21 protein-coding genes are annotated in these 18,625 nt (G+C 27.3%); 1 reads left to right on the forward strand and 20 read right to left on the reverse strand.

Features of this window, described 5'->3' with window-relative positions:
• Positions 1-38: 38 nt before the first annotated feature.
• From ABF633_RS01270 to ABF633_RS01285, 4 genes are all read right to left on the reverse strand, one after another.
• On the reverse strand, positions 39-689 hold the full coding sequence (locus ABF633_RS01270) for an ATP-binding cassette domain-containing protein (protein WP_415521228.1): 651 nt from the start codon (positions 687-689) through the stop codon (positions 39-41).
• An 846-nt stretch (positions 690-1,535) separates the two neighbouring features.
• Complete coding sequence (locus tag ABF633_RS01275; RefSeq protein WP_415521229.1) at positions 1,536-2,408, reverse strand: hypothetical protein; 873 nt, start codon at positions 2,406-2,408, stop codon at positions 1,536-1,538.
• Positions 2,401-3,222 carry a hypothetical protein gene (locus ABF633_RS01280; protein WP_415521231.1) on the reverse strand — a complete coding sequence of 274 codons (822 nt, stop codon included), beginning with the start codon at positions 3,220-3,222 and terminating at the stop codon, positions 2,401-2,403. The genes ABF633_RS01275 and ABF633_RS01280 overlap by 8 nt, the downstream gene beginning before the upstream one ends.
• Before the next feature lie 353 nt (positions 3,223-3,575).
• Positions 3,576-4,022: a hypothetical protein gene (locus tag ABF633_RS01285; protein ID WP_415521233.1), complete on the reverse strand. Its 447-nt coding sequence runs from the start codon at positions 4,020-4,022 to the stop codon at positions 3,576-3,578.
• Between the two features lie 482 nt (positions 4,023-4,504).
• Here ABF633_RS01285 and ABF633_RS01290 point away from each other — a divergent pair, with 482 nt between their 5' ends.
• Positions 4,505-5,104: a DUF4367 domain-containing protein gene (locus tag ABF633_RS01290; protein ID WP_415521235.1), complete on the forward strand. Its 600-nt coding sequence runs from the start codon at positions 4,505-4,507 to the stop codon at positions 5,102-5,104.
• A 77-nt stretch (positions 5,105-5,181) separates the two neighbouring features.
• Here the strand turns inward: ABF633_RS01290 and ABF633_RS01295 are convergent, their stop codons facing one another.
• The 16 genes from ABF633_RS01295 to sufD form a co-directional block, all read right to left on the reverse strand.
• Complete coding sequence (locus tag ABF633_RS01295; RefSeq protein WP_415521236.1) at positions 5,182-5,364, reverse strand: peptidoglycan-binding domain-containing protein; 183 nt, start codon at positions 5,362-5,364, stop codon at positions 5,182-5,184.
• A gap of 18 nt (positions 5,365-5,382) precedes the next feature.
• Positions 5,383-5,775: a hypothetical protein gene (locus ABF633_RS01300; RefSeq protein WP_415521237.1), complete on the reverse strand. Its 393-nt coding sequence runs from the start codon at positions 5,773-5,775 to the stop codon at positions 5,383-5,385.
• Between the two features lie 501 nt (positions 5,776-6,276).
• Positions 6,277-6,786, reverse strand: a complete 510-nt coding sequence (locus ABF633_RS01305; RefSeq protein ID WP_415521238.1) for a hypothetical protein — start codon at positions 6,784-6,786, stop codon at positions 6,277-6,279.
• Between the two features lie 23 nt (positions 6,787-6,809).
• Positions 6,810-8,957: a hypothetical protein gene (locus ABF633_RS01310; protein WP_415521241.1), complete on the reverse strand. Its 2,148-nt coding sequence runs from the start codon at positions 8,955-8,957 to the stop codon at positions 6,810-6,812.
• Positions 8,958-8,970: 13 nt separating this feature from the next.
• Positions 8,971-9,594 (reverse strand): ABC transporter ATP-binding protein, encoded by a 624-nt coding sequence (locus tag ABF633_RS01315; RefSeq protein WP_415521243.1) that lies wholly within the window; start codon positions 9,592-9,594, stop codon positions 8,971-8,973.
• 250 nt (positions 9,595-9,844) lie between these two features.
• Positions 9,845-10,381, reverse strand: a complete 537-nt coding sequence (locus ABF633_RS01320; protein ID WP_415521245.1) for a hypothetical protein — start codon at positions 10,379-10,381, stop codon at positions 9,845-9,847.
• A 29-nt stretch (positions 10,382-10,410) separates the two neighbouring features.
• Positions 10,411-10,914, reverse strand: a complete 504-nt coding sequence (locus ABF633_RS01325) for a peptidoglycan-binding domain-containing protein (RefSeq protein WP_415521247.1) — start codon at positions 10,912-10,914, stop codon at positions 10,411-10,413.
• Positions 10,915-11,292: 378 nt separating this feature from the next.
• Positions 11,293-11,640, reverse strand: coding sequence for a hypothetical protein (locus ABF633_RS01330; RefSeq protein WP_415521249.1), 348 nt, complete (start codon positions 11,638-11,640; stop codon positions 11,293-11,295).
• 325 nt (positions 11,641-11,965) lie between these two features.
• The gene (locus tag ABF633_RS01335; RefSeq protein WP_415521251.1) at positions 11,966-12,268 is read right to left on the reverse strand and encodes a hypothetical protein; all 303 of its coding nucleotides are present in this window, start codon (positions 12,266-12,268) and stop codon (positions 11,966-11,968) included.
• Between the two features lie 162 nt (positions 12,269-12,430).
• Positions 12,431-12,613, reverse strand: coding sequence for a peptidoglycan-binding domain-containing protein (locus tag ABF633_RS01340; protein ID WP_415521236.1), 183 nt, complete (start codon positions 12,611-12,613; stop codon positions 12,431-12,433).
• A gap of 18 nt (positions 12,614-12,631) precedes the next feature.
• Positions 12,632-13,831, reverse strand: coding sequence for a M56 family metallopeptidase (locus tag ABF633_RS01345; RefSeq protein ID WP_415521253.1), 1,200 nt, complete (start codon positions 13,829-13,831; stop codon positions 12,632-12,634).
• A gap of 4 nt (positions 13,832-13,835) precedes the next feature.
• Complete coding sequence (locus tag ABF633_RS01350) at positions 13,836-14,204, reverse strand: BlaI/MecI/CopY family transcriptional regulator (protein ID WP_415521255.1); 369 nt, start codon at positions 14,202-14,204, stop codon at positions 13,836-13,838.
• A 280-nt stretch (positions 14,205-14,484) separates the two neighbouring features.
• Positions 14,485-15,576: a glycerol dehydrogenase gene (locus ABF633_RS01355; RefSeq protein ID WP_415521257.1), complete on the reverse strand. Its 1,092-nt coding sequence runs from the start codon at positions 15,574-15,576 to the stop codon at positions 14,485-14,487.
• 287 nt (positions 15,577-15,863) lie between these two features.
• On the reverse strand, positions 15,864-16,298 hold the full coding sequence (gene sufU, locus ABF633_RS01360; protein WP_415521259.1) for a Fe-S cluster assembly sulfur transfer protein SufU: 435 nt from the start codon (positions 16,296-16,298) through the stop codon (positions 15,864-15,866).
• A complete protein-coding gene (locus tag ABF633_RS01365) occupies positions 16,288-17,514 on the reverse strand; it encodes a cysteine desulfurase (protein WP_415521261.1) in 1,227 nt (408 codons plus the stop codon). The genes sufU and ABF633_RS01365 overlap by 11 nt, the downstream gene beginning before the upstream one ends.
• Positions 17,507-18,613: a Fe-S cluster assembly protein SufD gene (gene sufD, locus ABF633_RS01370; protein WP_415521263.1), complete on the reverse strand. Its 1,107-nt coding sequence runs from the start codon at positions 18,611-18,613 to the stop codon at positions 17,507-17,509. The genes ABF633_RS01365 and sufD overlap by 8 nt, the downstream gene beginning before the upstream one ends.
• Between the last annotated feature and the right edge of the window lie 12 nt (positions 18,614-18,625).

The raw sequence follows: 18,625 nt of genomic DNA on the forward strand, positions 1-18,625 counted from the left end.
ATTTTTATACCTCAAATCTAAATATAGACAAAATTAATTTATAATATCTGAGATAAATTACCATTATCTAATTCATAAACGTAATCACTTATTTCAGTTATATCTTCTGAAATATGACTTGTTAAAAGTATTGTTCTTCCTTTTTCTTTAAGTTCAAGTAGTTTTTGTTTTATTAATTTTACACCCTCTTTATCTAGACCGTTCATTGGCTCGTCAAGAATCAATATTTCGGGATTTTCCATAAGAGCTTGAGCAATACCTAGTCGTTGTTTCATTCCTAATGAATATTTTTTTACACTTTTATGATTATTTATATCTAAATTAACACATTTCATTGCATTTTCAATCTCTATATTCCCTATTTTATTGTTTATACTAGCTAAAAACTTAAGATTTTCAAATGCAGTATACTCAGGTAAAAAACCAGGATGTTCAATTAGAACACCAATATTTTCAGGAAAATCGACATCTGATCCAACTTTTTTACCATTAACATTAACATATCCTGATGTAGGTCTTATAAATCCACATATAGCTTTAAAAAGTAGACTTTTTCCTGAACCATTTCTTCCAATAAGTCCATAACACTTTCCTTTTTTTATATTTAAATTAATATTATTCAATACATTTACATCTTTATATCTTTTAGTTAAGTTTACAATTTCTATCACATTTTTAGTAGACTCCATAAAAACACCTCTTTTATTTTTTATTAAATATTAGCAATATCTCTTTTTTTAACTATTAATATATTAAAAATAAAATTAATAGTTAAAAAAATGCATAAATACAAAATTGAAAATGATAAATTAAAATCTTTAAGTCCGCCTTTAAAAAAATCATGCCTTATTAACATTTGTTGATTCATCAATATGAATTTATTTATTTTATTGAACTCTGTTGTACCTACAGTAATAAAACATATCATCATACAAATTACTGCCGCATGGGTTGAATTGAAAAAAATATAATATATATTATTAATAAAACTTATTAAGCATATCATAGTAATGACATTTAATATAATTATATATAGTACTATTAAATATTGATTTTTATCAGCAGTTAATTGGTTGTAATTATTAATTAAAATATTAGTATTTATAAATGCTCTATACCCCATCCTTATGAATATTGTAATCAATGAAGCACTAAATACTACTAAATAATATTTTAAAACAATAATCCAAATAGTGATGTTATAAGATATAATCCAGTCAGATTTTTTTTTAGCTCTAGGTAAAATTAAAATAGTCCTTTCTCTAAACTTATGAATAATACAAATGTTAATTAAATAAACAAGTAAAATATTTGGAACTATCCATAATGTAAAAACTTGGAAATTTTTCGTAATATCAAAATTTCCATTTAACCCTCCAAAAACTAATATTAATATATCTCCCATATAAAATAGTTGTGAACGTTGAATATTTAGAATACTTAAATTTATGTATGTTGTCATTACTGATATAATTACTAAAATTAATATATGTATTTTATTATTTGTGCCTTTTAAGTTTATTTTTAATAATCTTCTAATCACCTTTAACCACTAACCTTCTGTTAAACATTAAATTAATTAATATTAATATACTTAAAAATATTAAACTAATTGTAAATGATTGTGTTAATGTAACATCATAAATTTTTATACTATCAAATCTATGGAAACTTATAATTGCAATTGTATGCATTCCTATATATTTCATTATTTTAAATATCCCTATCGTTAAATTATACATAAAGCTAACTATACTTATAAAAATATATATACTTATAACTAAATCACAAATATAAATATTAGAAATATAATTTGTCAATACATCTCTAAAATTAATAATTATAGCCGTAGCTATATAAATTTCTAAAAATGAAATAATAATGGCTTGTATAGGTGTTAATGAAAATACAAAATTACTTAGGTATAATGCATCAACAAGTTTCATACTAACATTTATATTTGTAATTGTTGAACTCCAATTTTTGTCAAAGCCAAAAAATATATAACTAATTATAAATGCTGACAAAAAAAATATAGTTGCAATTAATAAACCTATAAGCAAGTTTGCAATTAATTTACTTATTATCCACAGAACCTTTTTTTTACTTCTTACAATTATGTATTGATAATGTTTAATTTTTAAATTAATAATAGAAGTTACTATTATTACAAATGGTAAATAAAAACATAATACTATTATTGGATAAGTTACCACTTTAAAAAATCCATCCCAAATATTAATATCTAAATTATATTTTAAACTAAAGTCATTTAATGGCTCTATGATTTTATAAGAAATAAATAAAAAAAACATTATGCTAAAACATATTATTCTTGGAAGTCTGCATACTTTTAAATTTAATTTAATCAAATTAAACACGGTATATTTTCTAAAACTATTATTCATAAATACTCCTCTTTCTTGATTTTAAGATAAATAAAGCAGAAGAAAAAAATGTAATAAATACAAGTTCTACTATAATTTCATTAACTGTTACTTTTGGAATCAAATAGAATTGGTTTATTTCTGTAGGTAAATAAGATTGTATATTAAGAAATTGAAATATCAGATCTCCTCCAACCCAAAACAAAAATGGTGAAATCATTACTGCAATTGTATTTTTTATAAATGAAGATACCGCTAATGCAATACTTGAATATGCAAAACCAAATATAAATTCAATAAATATATGTACTGCTACATATAAATAAAAATTATATATGAGCAAATTTGAAAAAACTCCTCCATACATACCTTTTCCCGAAAAATCATTTATATTTCCACTAAAAGACAATCTTACAATTATTGTTAAAATAATTGTTGGTAATGAAACAGCTATACCTCCCACTAACCCATTAGTAAGTAATTTTGCAGCTAAATATTTGTCATGATTAATTCTTACATCAATATATTTAATCATACCATTTTTAACATCCTCTAAATATGATAATGAAAATGGAAGTGCAGCGATTATTGGCATTAAAGGTGTATATAACAGTAATGAATCAAACCAAACGGAATACATATTAAGCTCTTTCTTAACCATTGATCTAACTGTGGCTTGAAGCTGTGGTGTCTGAATATCAGAAGCATTATAATCAAAAAAAAGATATTTATGAATTTGATTATATCCACCTAAAATGTGAATTAGTATTCCTATGAAAATAATAATTAAAAATCTTTTACTTAAAATCGCTTTCTTTAATTGGTTTTTTATCATATCTTATTCCTCTTCCTAATAAAAATTTATATATTATTATATAATACATTATTTGCTTATATATCTCTATCGATTTACTTATTAATAATACAAGGTAAAAAGATATATCAATAAGTGATATTCTTTTTACCTTGTATTTCTCAAAGTCTAGATGATTTTAAAATATTTATAGTTTTCTAGTTAATATATGTTTTTATTAAAATTAACAATTTAAAGTATTATTAATTTTCAGAAATAAAGTGTACGAAGAATAGCATCCGATGGATTTACGAATGTGCTCAACGCAATATCCCTCTTGATATTATTTTTTAAATCATGAAAGTTGTCCAAATACATACTGTAAAAATTTGTACCTATTTTGTCGAACTTATATCTATATATCCATATGCTGATCTAGCAGTTGTTTCAAAATAATCATTTTCTACCAATAAGCTATAGTAATATGAATAACTCATACTGCTACTTGGAAAATTCGTATATCCAGCACCTTGTTGAACCAATGCTTCACCAGTCCTAGGATCACCATTTGAATTAATCATCTGAGCACGTACATAATAAGATGGTCCATCTACTATACGAGTTAATGAAATTTTTCCAGAATTAGATTGAGTGCAATAATAAGTTCTTCCTTGAGTAGGCAACGTAAATGCTGGTAATGTTACTGACCAAGTATCTGCATGTACATTTGTAGCTCCAGAAAAAGTAGTAATAGCTATAAAACTTAATGCTATTATTAATCCTAAGTAAATTTTTTGTATAAATTTATCTTTAAAATGACTGTTTATTATTTGGCATTTCATATTATATTCTCCTTTTTTTATAACTTTTTATGGTATACCGTAAAACAAATCTTCTCTCTATTTAATTGTTTTTAATACTAAAATGCGCATCTCATTTACACTTATTTTACTTAAGTAGAATAAGTATGTCAATATTTTTATTTATTTAATAATATTTAAATTTAGTTAATAAGTTTTCTTAGTACAGCTGAATATTGAGTTGCTTATTTTATTAGTAAAAAAATAAATGCAATAAAAGAATATAATATATTTTTACTTGACTAACCATATTCTACTATTGTACAATAGCATTATTAATTCTATAGCAGTAGAATATAATTATGCTTTTATTTACTTTGATGGCTGAAAGCCATTATTTTATCTAATTTATTGAGATTACTTTGTACTTCATGACATGGATGCTCTCTTTATCCAAAATACGATGAAAATAAATACAAACTGTATATAATCTTTATCAATGAAGGAGTGGAGTGTAAAATATTATGTTAAGAAAAAAATTTATTATTATTCCAATTATACCTGTTATACTAGGAATATTTGTCATATCTAATGCTAATTTAAATACTAATAAGATAGATACATTAAACTCAAAAGAAGTGGTACTGTCTACATCTGTTAAAAATGAAAATAAATCGTTTGTCCCTAAAACTAAGCGTGAAATTATAACTAATAAGGATAATATAAAAAAGAGTGTTCCAATTAAAATTAAAAAGCCAACAATTAATTTAGGTGATTTAAAGGAAGAGGATACATATGCAGAACATGATATTCATAATCCTGATATGCCTCAATATACCACAGACTCCTATTATATAGCAACAAATTATAGATCACCATCAGGTAAAAAATTGACTTTAATCCAATCAACTACTCCTCCTAATATGGATAGTATATCTAAAGAAAATATAGAAAATAAAACCAGTACAACAAAGGTAAAAGGGGTAGATGCCATAATATGTGAAGCAAAAGGTGGATATACTCAAGTAATATTTATTAGAGATAGAGTAACTTATAATGTAGTAGGCTACGAAATAAATAAAGAAGACTTAATAAAAATAGCAGATTCTTTAGAATTTGAATAATGTAATAATAGAAAATTGAGCAACTAAATATTCCCCAATTGCACACAGTATAAATCGCATGCAATTGGGGAAATAAATTAATTTACTAAATAACTCCAAGTAGTAGGCCCTATGATACCATCATCAGGTATATGAACCTTATCCTGAAAATAAGTTACTGCATCATGAGTTTCTTTACCAAAAGCTAAATCTATTCCTATTAAATATGTTTTAACTGATAAAACTACCTGTGCTGCACCCACATTTGATACACTGTACATAGTGTTATTTTTATTGTGCTATTTTGATTGAAGAATTATATATTTATTTGGATTTTCTTTTATCTGCTCTTGAATTGACTTTATCTGAGCAAATTCTTTAGGTACATCTTTAATTGGCCCTTTATATATTACTCTCGGGCCAGAAGCAGATTTATCTTGATCATCTACTTGTTTTGTATTATCTATACCATTTACATTACTTGACTCTTCAGACTTTGTTTTTGTTGAACTAACTACTGGCTTTGTATTCATTTCATTATTTTGAGCAAATAGACCGATAATTTTTTTAAATAACTCAACATATATAAATGTAGCTACAAATGTTACTTTTTTATCAGTAAATTTTGATTTTGCATTAAATTTTCTAATTTCTTTATCAATATTTATCTTATTCTGTGGTATACTTTTCATAGAGATTTCTACTCTTTCGTTTTTGTTTTCCCAAAAACATTTTACCACGAATAGGAGTAAATCTCTAAAATTTTTTTAAATGCAAAATCTTTATAAATCAATGCCTATCGGCAGCACTTGTCGAATCCAAGATAAATTAATTGTAGAGAAAGTCCACTTATATGAAATGGAATAATATTCTTAAGTATCAATACTATCCCATTTACGAATTGAATTGTAAAAATATATAAAAAGTGTAAATTAATCTGCGAAATATAAGTTATGTAAGTTTATTCCATAATGTTACCGGTTTTCGCATGTATCTCGGTGTCCACCTTATTTAACGCAACAACCTTGCTGACAATAAGTCTACTGGATTAAAAAATTCTAAAAAGCACTATTCTAAACATTTAATTAGAATAGTGCTTTTTATTACTTTGCCCCTGGTTACACGGATGCTGGTATTACCCCTACTTTTAAAGCTACTTTACATGTTATTATATTTCCCTCAAAATTCACCATTTAGTTCCTTAATATGGCTTTTGTCGCAGATGTTGACGGTACCACTTTTTTTTCAAGATTCTGTTTAGTATCATTTACTCGCTCTTCAATTTCTTTTAAGGCTTCATTATAACCATTTAGTCCTGCTATCTTTTTAATTGTTTCTTTGTTTTCCTTTGAAATAACAAAATTATCAATTACGATAATTTTGTTGTCATTTATAATCTTTCCGTTATCATCAAATGAAATACTTTCATTAAAATTAGAGTCATTTTTAAAATCAGGATTGAGTTTTAAAGGAACAAAGGAGGAACCAGAACCATTGTTCCCTTTAACATAGACAACATAATATTCATTTTCTTTAACTGTAATCGAGCTTGTATTTATTTTTTTTTCTTCCTGAGAAATTTCTTTGTTACTTGTAGTCTTTACTTCTTCTTTTTTGTTTAAAAAGAATTTACAAAAATAAACTCCTAAGGATAGAGTGAGTATAATAATTAAGAAGCTAACCATTACCTTTTTATTATTCACCTATACAACCTCCTTGGTCATCGTTATTTTTCTATAAGTATCTGTTTCGTAATACTATATTCTTTTATACTTAAAATAATACTGATTAATAGGATATCAAAAAATGTAAGCCCCGAGATTATTATTGCAAGTAATAAAGTTTTACTAGTAATAAAAGAGCAAATCGCAAACGTGAAATTCCAGAATACTAATATCACTAAGTAAGCTAGATAATGTTTTTCAAAAAAGGTATAACCAAAAATCCATTGTAATGCTAATGATTTTTTGTTCATTTCTAAATAATACATAAAAGAAAAAAATAGTAAAACACCTGACAAGATTACAAATAGACTACAATAAACTGTAGCTAATTGTAGTAGTTCTTTGTTACTTGCTAGCTTTAATTCTACACTAGCATAAGCTACAGAAATAGGTTGCCAAATCTCATCAAAATTATACTTTTTTAAAGTATCTTGCGTTACCTTAAAGGGGTTTTCATTTCCGCTATTTTTAATATAGTATCCGTACCCCATAGAAATGCTAGCTGCTAAAATGCGTGGATCAAACTGACTATTTGCTATTATAGCAATTGGATCAGTGATTTCATAGTTATTCTTTTCTGCCATATTTGTAGAAAATGTAAAGTAAGATTGATCATTTTTAACATATAGAATATTTACATTGTGCGGTGTAGAATCTTTTTCATTATATATATCCGTGTAATCTTTTGATATAGTTCTTTTAATATTATTTTCATATTTTTCAAACTTTGTTGGTACAAGTACAGTTATTTCATTAGAATTAGGGTTATCCGGAATTTCTACCCGTTCATTATTAATCCCGATAATTGGATTTATAGATAGATAATTTTTGTTGATTTCTACTTTCATTCCATCCATACCCCAAGGATTTGGATCTAAAGGAGTCTCACAACTATTCATATAATAAGCAGATGGAGAAATATAAAAAGCTCCCTGTGACTCTAGTTCTTTATATAATAATTGAAATTGTCGTTTTTTTTCGTCATTTAGAGAATTTAATAATCCCTGTTGAGAATCTGCAATTACTCCTAAATAGGAGTAATCTTTTAGTATAGACCATTTTTCTTGCTTATCCAAAGTACTCTTGATTGTAAGATAAGTATTACTTCCTTGTTGTAATCCTAATGTAAGAAAAATAGCTAATATAAATCGAATAATAATATTTGTATAAAACAATAATTTTATAGGTTTTTTATTTTTAATCATCTGAGAAATATTTATGGTTTTAGTTCCTAACCATGTAACAATAAAAATTAGTGAGATAATTAAAATTAATGGAATAGTATTTCCTATCCAAAAATATAGAAAAGGAAATAGTTGTTGAAGCTCATTATAAAAATATAAATATACTATTAATCCTGAAAATACTATAGATAATGAACCTAAGAAAACTTTAATATACTTTCTAAATAAATAAGCTCCAATTTGCCCAAAGTTATATCCTAACAAATATCTTATTGCTATTTCTTTATAATTACTAATTAAATCATATAGCATTGCAAGTGCTATTAATAAACATAATATTAATGATGCTTGATGCATCATATCTTGGTAAGGATATGGTGTAATCGAACTTTGGCCCTGATCTTTTGAAATTTCAACATTAAATCCATATTCTAATGCTATCTTTTTTAACTTTTCTGCAGTCTCTTTGCCATTTAATGTATACGTTCCTTTGATATCCTTTGTATTCCCAGCAGCAATCATTGGACGAATTTCTATCGGTTCAAAACTATGAAAAATTTCAAGTTGGCCTATTTGATGATTGTTGTAGGTTTTTATAGTCGAAAGAAAATCATTTTTGTCGCTATTTACATTTAAAAATTCACCAGTCTTTAATTTCATGTTTTGAAAATATTTATCTTTTTCAAAAAAAGCTACATAATATACTATTTTATCTTTATTATTATTATCCCTTTCAAAAGATGTTCGTTGAAAGTTTCCTTTTATATTTATTGCCATGTCTTCCAATAAATTAAAATTTTCAAAATTGTTTTTTTGAGGATTACCATTTTTAACTATGAAATTCCATTTTTCACCTATACTGTCATTATTAAAAGATTGAAACTGCATATATTCAAATTGCTTTATAGATAAAAAACTTACAACTATAAAAGTGGTTGTAAATAGAAGGAAAATTAATTTTTTCATAACCATTCCTCCTTTACAATTCTATTATTCTTGAAAAGAATTTAGTTAAATTTTTGTCATGAGTGACCATAATAATTGTTTTTCCTTGCTTATGTAATTTCTGAAACAATGACACAATAATATCGCGGTTCTCACTATCCAATGATCCAGTTGGTTCATCTGCAAAAATTATAGAGGGATCTTTAAGTAGTAATCTAGCAATTGCTACACGTTGCTGTTCTCCACCACTTAAGGTATGCACTATTTCCTTACCATAATCAACAAGATCTACTTCTTTTAATGCTAATGATATAGCATCATATTTTTGTTTTTTCTTCATTTTTTTATGTTTAAGGGCAATTTCTAAATTTTCATTTACTGATGCATTATCAATTAGAGCATAGTTTTGAAAAATAAAACCTAAATGATCTCTTAATAAAAGCCTTTTTATTTTATTTTTACGTATATCTTTATCCATTATTTTTACAATACCTGAATCAGCTTCTTCTAAAGTACCCATTATATTTAAAAGAGTAGTTTTTCCCTGGCCACTTTTCCCAACTATACCAATGAACTCTCCTGATTTTACTTCCAAGTTAAAATCTTTAAAAATAGTTTTTCTATTGAATGCCTTACATATGTTTATTATTTCAATCATATATTTACCACCTTTTCAAAACTAATCAAAAGGAGATTTATTTTAATAAATCTCCTTTTGACAACTATGAGTATATAACATACTTATTATAAAATATACTTATTATAAGTAGCACTATATGGTCCATTAAAATCTAAATTTAATCTTGACCAATATTGAGAATATAAGGGCAAAATAAATTATTAATAGTTATTTCCATTAATCTATTGGTTTACATATATACTAAAACAAAATTTTCTAAGTTGTCAGTTTATTTTAACGAATCAGCTATACTTATAAGTCTATCTTTGCTTAAATCAAATCCCATGACATCAAAATTTTGACCGTTTCTTGTAAAAAGGACATGAATATATCCTTTTCCATTCATTTCGTCAGAAATCCATGCGTCCGTACCATCACTCAATTTTATTTTTTCATTACTAGTATCTATTAATGGATTCTTTTCAGTGCTATCTACTTGTTGAATAGTAAGTTCTTCATCATTATTATTTCCTTTATAAAAAGAATATGCTATGTGTACATCTTTATTTTTAAAGGTATGTTTATCAGACTTCATATTAACAAGTTTTAAATCGTCTATTTTTGCAGTTGGTGCTTTTATTGAATATGGAGTATTAGCTTTTGCTCCTGCAATACCTTTATGAATTTCAGGTTTTTGTATAGTAGTATTTGCAGTTGTAAGCACTTTTTCATTTGTTGTTTTAACAGAACTTTTTCCATAAAATGCTACTGTAAAGACTATCCCTAATGCAACAACTGGAATTAAAACCTTTTTAAATTTAAACATTTATATCACCTCAATTTTATTCATTATATCTAATTATAATCTAGTTGTGTAAATACTGGTGAACCATCAACATCGCCAGTTTCATATCCCCATCTTCCGCTCGTTGAAGAGTAGCCGAACACTAAACTGCCTCCTTGATATGAATAAACTTGATCATTCCCATATTGATAATATGCAGTATATCCATATAGAAGTCCAGAATGCATTACATTCCAAGTCCCAGAACCAGCTATGCCATCAGACCCTATATGATGCTGTGTTTGATAATATCCAAGTGCTGTCTTTGTATTAATACCATAATATCCATCTATATCTCCTACAGTACTTCCAAATCCAGAATCTGTACATATTTGTTGAACAGCTCTTACATTAGTTCCAACAGTTTCATATCCAGATCCAACCCAATGCAAGCTTGACCAATCTCCTGGTGCCGCTAGAGCTACAGCTGGTAATGAAATAATTGAAATTATTACTGCTGCAACTATAATACGAATACTCAAAAACTTTTTCAAATTGTTTTTTAAAATCTTCATTTAAAAAATCTCCTCTCCTCTTTAATTATTTTCAAATTGTTTTTAATACTAAAATGTGCATCTAATTTATATTCATTTTACTTAAGTAGAGTAAATATGCCAATATTTTTATTTATGTTAATAATATTTAAATTTAGTTAATAAATTTTCTTAATACAATAAAAATTAAGCAGCTGCTCAATTTAACAGAATTCATATTACGTTGAGCTCATACTCTTTAATTCCAATAATATATTTTTAATAACCATCAATATATAACATGGTATTCCAATTTATAAATTATTAATACAGAAATATATTGACTAACACTATTCTACGCCAGTAGAATAGTGTTAGTCAATACTAAAAAATTTTTTATACTGTTAATTTATTATTTACTCAACTTTCGCAGGACAAAAGCGATAGCTTTTCCTTTATATAGCTAGGCAGAGCATGAATAAAACTATCGATTATTAGATCAATAATCTCCTTTGAAAGTAAAATTTTTTCTTTTAGTACATTTTTTAAAGTAGTTATAAGTATTTGTAGTGCTTCATAAAATTGAACATCTTCAAGTTTATCACAGCACTGATAGAAAAATCCACCCACTGTACGTAAATCTTTGCTATTACGGTTTTCTAAAGATAGCATGATATACCTTGTAAATACTATAGTAGTATGTACTATCATAGAATCATAGGAACGTCCTTGGAATTCTTTACCGAGTTTCAAAAATGACTTGTTCATTTAAAAAAAGACTTCGATGCCCCAACGTTTTCCGTAGATTCTTATGATTTCATCGTCAGATAGAGATGTATCAGTAGATACAATGGCAAGCCATTGCCTACTTCTATTTCTATGACGTACAAAAACTATTTTGGATTCAACTTTGTTACCATCTTTATCAGTGCCTATATCAACAGTTACAGATAAAATTTTAGCTTTTCCTCTTCTTTTTTAACAGAGGAATATAGAGATTTAAGATTTGACTTTTTGCCAACATAATCATAGTAAACTCTGGGCATATCTTTAACCATGGCTATAGTATGAAGCTTAAGATTTAAAATTTGTATTAGAGTCTTAGGATAAGTAAACCAACTGTCAAAGAGAACATAAGAAGCTGGAATACCAATTCTACCGCTCTCTTGATTAACTTAAGCATTGCATCAGGGGACTTTAAAAGAGCCTCCTTACGGAGTTTAGAACCATTAGTTCTTTTGTCTAAAGTCTTATTTTCAGGGCATAGTCTATTTTTCTCTTTTGCAGATGAAAGAAGAGTAAAAGCAAGTGGTAAAAAAGTATTCCCATCAGACCATCCAAGAGTTAACAGGCGAAAGCTATTACTTTCTATAGCTTTTTTATTTATAACGATCAAAAGTTGTTTTCTAATTGAAAAAGGTATATTTATTTTATTAGTAAAAAAATAAATGTAATAAAAAAATATACTATATTTTTAAATGTAATAATAGAAAATTGAGCAACTAAATATTCCCCAATTGCACACAATATAAATCGTGTGTGCAATTGGGGAAATAAATTAATTCACTAAATAACTCCAAGTAGTAGGTCCTATGATTCCATCATCAGGTATATGAACCTTATCCTGAAAATAAGTTACTGCATCATGAGTTTCTTTACCAAAAGCTAAATCTATTCCTATTAAATATGTTTTAACTGATAAAACTACCTGTGCTGCACCCACATTTGATACACTGTACATAGTGTTATTTTTATTGTGCTATTTTGATTGAAGAATTATATATTTATTTGGATTTTCTTTTATCTGCTCTTGAATTGACTTTATCTGAGCAAATTCTTTAGGTACATCTTTAATTGGCCCTTTATATATTACTCTCGGGCCAGAAGCAGATTTATCTTGATCATCTACTTGTTTTGTATTATCTATACCATTTACATTACTTGACTCTTCAGACTTTGTTTTTGTTGAACTAACTACTGGCTTTGTATTCATTTCATTATTTTGAGCAAAAATTTTAATATTAAAAAAAGATGTTATTGATATTATTCCGACTAAAATTGCCAAAATTAGTCCTTTTTTTTCAATTTGTAAATTAACTATATTCTCTAGTCTTCTTTTTAGTATCTCTTTATTATTATTAAAACCTGTTATTATTTCAATTCTATGATTATTACTTCTATTAGATTTTAAAGATTTAATAAAAGTCATTGCATATAATTTTCTTAATTCCATGTTAGAATCTTTTAATACAATTTCGTCACAAGATAATTCACAATCATGATTTATTTGTTTCCACATTATATATACTAAAGGATTAAACCAATGTATTGACATAATAATCATAACTAAAATCTTATAATATAAATCATGTCTTTTAAAATGAATTAATTCATGCTTTAAAATCAACTCTAATTCGTCAACATTATAGGTATCTACAGGTAATAAAATTAGTGATTTAAATATTCCTATTCCTAAAGGTGATCCTATGCCCTTGCAGTATTTTAAAGAAATTTTCTTTTTTATATTTAATTCGTATAATATCTTAGAGTATAATTTATTAATATTATCATCATTTATGTCATAAGCTAAAAACTTAATCTTGTTAGTAAAATTTAAATAAGCACATATATGATAAATTAGAAAGGCTATTAATCCAATTAACCATATACAAAATATTATTTTCCACAAATGTATATTTTTGTTATTACTGTAAATTACATCAAAATTGCTATTTATAATATTAGATTCTTTAAACAAAGTCTTATACGTTTTATTAGAAATAAAAATTGAAAACCTGAATATTATAATCATTTTCAAAATAGGAAATACCCACAAATAATATATAAGAGTTTTAGAATATTTTTTTAATAAAGTTTTTCTTAATATAATAATAAATAATATTATGATGCTGCTAATTAAAGAAGACAGTAAGAGATTATTTATTAAACTTTCATACATATTATCACCTATTTTTAATCCATTCTTCTAATTCATTTAAATCATTATCAGTTATGTCGTGATTTTCATGTAAGGTAGTAACGAAGCTTTTTAATGAATTACCATGTAATTTTCTTAAAAAATTACCAGTTTCTAATCCTAAATAACTTTTTTTAGTTATAATAGGAGTATAATAACTAATTCTTTTCTCTTTTTTAGCACTTATAAAATCTTTATCAATTAATCGTGAAAGTAATGTTAATGTAGTTGTATTCTTCCATTCCTTTTTTTCTTCCATGATTTTAATCATTTCCTTTGAAGATATAGGTCTTTCGCTATCCCAAATAATTTCCATTATTTCTAATTCAGCATCAGGAATCTTTTTTAATGTCATAATCTATACACCTCTTTAAGATTATTCTATTCAAGTAGAGTGCTTTTGTCAACACTTTTATACTCCCATGCTCGTTAGATTCTGTCCAAGGTTATTATGGGGTCAGAGAGAAATCATATATGACAAAAAATCCCTAATATGTTTTTCACACCATACTAGGGATCTTATCTTTAATTAATTATGAAATTAAACATTTTTAAAAATCTTGTTTAATTTATAACATGCTTGTTTAACTTGTAACATAATTGTTTGTTATATAACAATCATTAGTAAAAAAATATTATCTAAATTGCTTACCAAGTTCATTTGCAACTATTATTGCTCCATAAACGTCTTCTACAGTAACTTCAAACGGCATATTTCCCATAGTATCACCTTTTGCACAAGAAGATACTGCAACTTTCCATATGGCGTCTTTATTTATAACATTTACGCCCATTTCTTCTAAGGATACTGGAAGTCCCACATTTTTCATAAAGTTTATGGCTTGTTTTATTTCTTCTACAGGTGCATCCTCAAGAACTAATTGAACTAAAGTACCAAAGGCAACCTTTTCTCCATGAGATACACGATGTAATTCTGTAAGAACAGTAAGACCATTACTAATAGCGTGAGCAGCAGCTAGTCCAGAACTTTCAGCTCCCACACCACTTAAGTATATATTTGCTTCTATTATGTTCTCAAGAGCCTTAGTTAAAACTCCCTTTTCATTTGAAAGTTTTGCTTTTACTCCATCTTCAAGAAGAGTTTTATGGCAAAGTTCTGCAAGAGCTAAAGCTGCCTTTGTTATTTTTGTACCAACTAAATTACTAGCACTTGCTTTATAGCAAGCTCTTGCTTCATAGTAAGTTGCAAAAGCATCGCCCATACCAGCTGCTAAAAATTTCACTGGAGCCTTTACAATTATATCTGTATCAACCATAACCATATTAGGGTTTTCTGGCAGGAATAAATATTCACTGAATTCCCCTTTTTCTGTGTATATAACTGAAAGTGCTGTACATGGAGCATCACAGGAAGCTAATGTTGGAATTATAACCACTGGAATCTTAGTATAATATCCAATTGCCTTTACTGTATCTAAAGTTTTTCCTCCACCTATAGCAATTGCAGCCTGTATATTTTTTGCCTTTGCTATTTGTATTAATCTGTCAATTTCATTTTTAGTACATTCTCCACCAAATTTTTCAATTGTAACCTCTTTTTCAGTACCTTGAAAACTCTTTCCTATCTTTTCCTTTACATCATCTAAAACAAATGGATCTGCTACTACAAGAAATGACTCTCCTAAGCTTCCTACATAAGTTTCTAATTGAGTCAGTACACCTGAACCTTGTACATATTTACTCGGTGATTGAATTGATTTTACCATAACTTTCCCTCCGTTTTTTTATTGTAATTTTCAATCAGTCTTTAAACTGTGGAACCAGTTTATAAACTATTATATAACAAATATCTAAATTATACACTAAAATAATATTATTTTATAAATTCACAATATTCATATTTTTCGTATATATTGTACACTAAGTATGTAAATTAGCTATTGTTTATGTAAAAATTCTTTAAATTTGTACAATTTACCAACAAATAATTTTCAAAAATAATAAAATCCTTAATATGCTGTTATAATACACATTAAGGATTTTTACAATTATGTTAATTTTTATCTCTTTTCAATGACTGATCTAAAGTATGCCAGGCTAAAACTGCACATTTAACCCTGGCTGGCATATTGGATATATTCTTAAGAGCTAAAGCATCTTCCAATATCTCCAGCTGCTTTTCATCGGTTATCTCTCTTTTTATCATACCTAAAAAAGTTTCCACCAGCTGCTTTGCTTCCTCTAAAGTCTTTCCCTTTATTAAATCTATCATTATAGATGTAGAAGCCTGTGATATGGCACAACCTACACCAGTAAAGCCTGCATCTTCAATCACATTGTCTTTTATTTTTAATTCGAGTTCAATTTCATCTCCACAGCTGGGATTATGCCCTTGTTCCACTACATCTGCACCTTCAACATGCCTTTTATTGTGATTTGAAGTATTATGCTCCATTATGATTTCAGAATATACACTACTAAGATCCATAACCTAACCACTTCCTTGTATTTTTTAGCCCCTCAACTAAGGCGTCCACATCTTCCCTTATATTATACAGATAAAAACTTGCCCTGCAAGTAGCATTTACTCCTAAATATCTCATTAAGGGATGAGCACAATGATGACCTGCCCTGATTGCAACGCCAGAAGCATCTAATACAGATGCCACATCATGTGGATGTACATCCTGTACATTAAAGGAAATTACTCCTGCTTTTTTATCAATATTCTTTGTTCCATATACAGTAATATAAGGTATTTCACTTAATCTTTCCAATGCATAGCCTACCAAGTCTTTCTCTATACTATTTACCGTATCCATGCCTACATTTTCAAGATACTTTATAGCAGCAGTTATTCCAACGGCTCCTCCTACATTCTGTGTACCACCTTCAAATTTATAGGGAACCTCTGCAAAAGTAGCTTCCTGCTCCCACACATATTCTATCATATCGCCGCCAAATATGAAGGGCGGCATTTTTTCTAACAGCTCTTCTTTCCCATATACTACTCCAATTCCCATAGGTGAAAGCATCTTGTGTCCAGAAAACACTATAAAATCTGCATCTAGATCCCTCACATCAACTTTCATGTGAGGGATACTTTGTGATCCGTCTATTATAGCAATTGCTCCCACAGAATGAGCCTTTTTAATAATATCTTTCACAGGATTAATAGTTCCAAGTACATTAGATACCTGAGTAACGGATACAATCTTAGTCTTTTCAGTTATTTTACTTTCAACTTCTTCTTTTGAAATTATACCTTCCTCATCTAAGTACAAATATTTAAGCACTGCGCCCTTAGCCTTTGCCACCTGCTGCCATGGAACTAAATTAGAGTGATGCTCTGCTATGGATATGACTATTTCATCTCCAGCATTTATAAAATTCATTCCATAGGAATAAGCTAGCAAATTAAAACCTTCTGTAGCATTTTTAGTAAATACTATTTCCTTTGCCTTTTCTGCACCTATAAAATTTTTTATAACCTCTCTAGTATTTTCATATATTTCTGTTGCTTTTATACTAAGATAATACGCTCCTCTATGAGGATTGGCATTAAATTGATTATAATATTCATTTACTGCCTTTATTACAGATGTTGGCTTTTGAGTAGTAGCTGCACTATCTAAATAGGCTAATCTATGTTCATTAACTGTTTGATTTATAGTGGGAAAATCCGCAACATATTTATTAGTCATCTATAAGTTTCCTCCTAATAATTTCTGAAATTTCACTTTTAATATCCTGTAAAGGGATTTTATCTAAAATAGGATTAAAAGCAGCTTCTATTATAAGCTTCTTTGCTTCTTTTTCACTAAGCCCTCTTGTCATAAGATAAAAAAGCTTATTTTCATCTATTTTACCAGCACTGGCAGCATGTTGTCCTTCCACATCTTCTTCTGTACACAAAAGTATAGGTACTGACCTGTTTCTTACATTAGGACTTAAAAGTACTGCATACTCCTCTTCCTGTCCTTTAGATTTAGATGCTCCTTTTTTAAAATCCAAAGTACCTCTAAATATCTTATTGCTTTTATCAAGAAGAGCACCTCTGGTTTCGATAGAGCTATTAGTCTCTTTACCATAATGATTTATTAAATAATTTATATCAATATTTCTTTCTTTATCTCCTAAATAAATGGAATATAAATTTTCAGAACTCTTATATCCCTTTAAATCTGTTTTATAATTAGTTACACTGTGCAAAGCTCCAAGTTCAACTACTACGTAATTTATTTTTGCTCCAGCCTCTAATTCTGCTGCATTTGCATCAAGATGAACAGCTGTATCAGATATAGTTTGTATTTTTATAAGGTTTATAGTAGAACCTGCTTTACCATATATTCTTGTGAGTCCGTTATGAAAATAATTTTCACCATTATCTGAATCATATTTAACCACTACTGTTATTTCGCTATTTTCTTCAGCAATTATTATATTATCATCTATAACCACAGGATTTTCTTTGTCAATGGAGTAATCTATAAATATTGGATTTAAAACTTTCTTTTCTGGCGGAACCTGTATGAATGCACCAGTATTATAATTGTTTTTCACCTGCTCTGTTGCTTCTTTACTTATACCTTCATAATTTAAAGTATCCAATATTCTTAAAGTATTACTGTCCTTATTAATAGGGATAACCTGCAAACCTTCTTCGTATGTATCCTCAATTATATTCTTATTGTATGGTTTTATTTTTGGTAGTTCCCTATCTATGGATAAATCATTTACCCCTAGCCATCTCCATGTTCTTACAGGAATCTTATTTATATTTTTTAATGCATTATTATTCATTACCTTCACCAC

The organism is Clostridium sp. (assembly GCF_047718555.1).
GTDB lineage: Bacteria > Bacillota > Clostridia > Clostridiales > Clostridiaceae > Clostridium_I.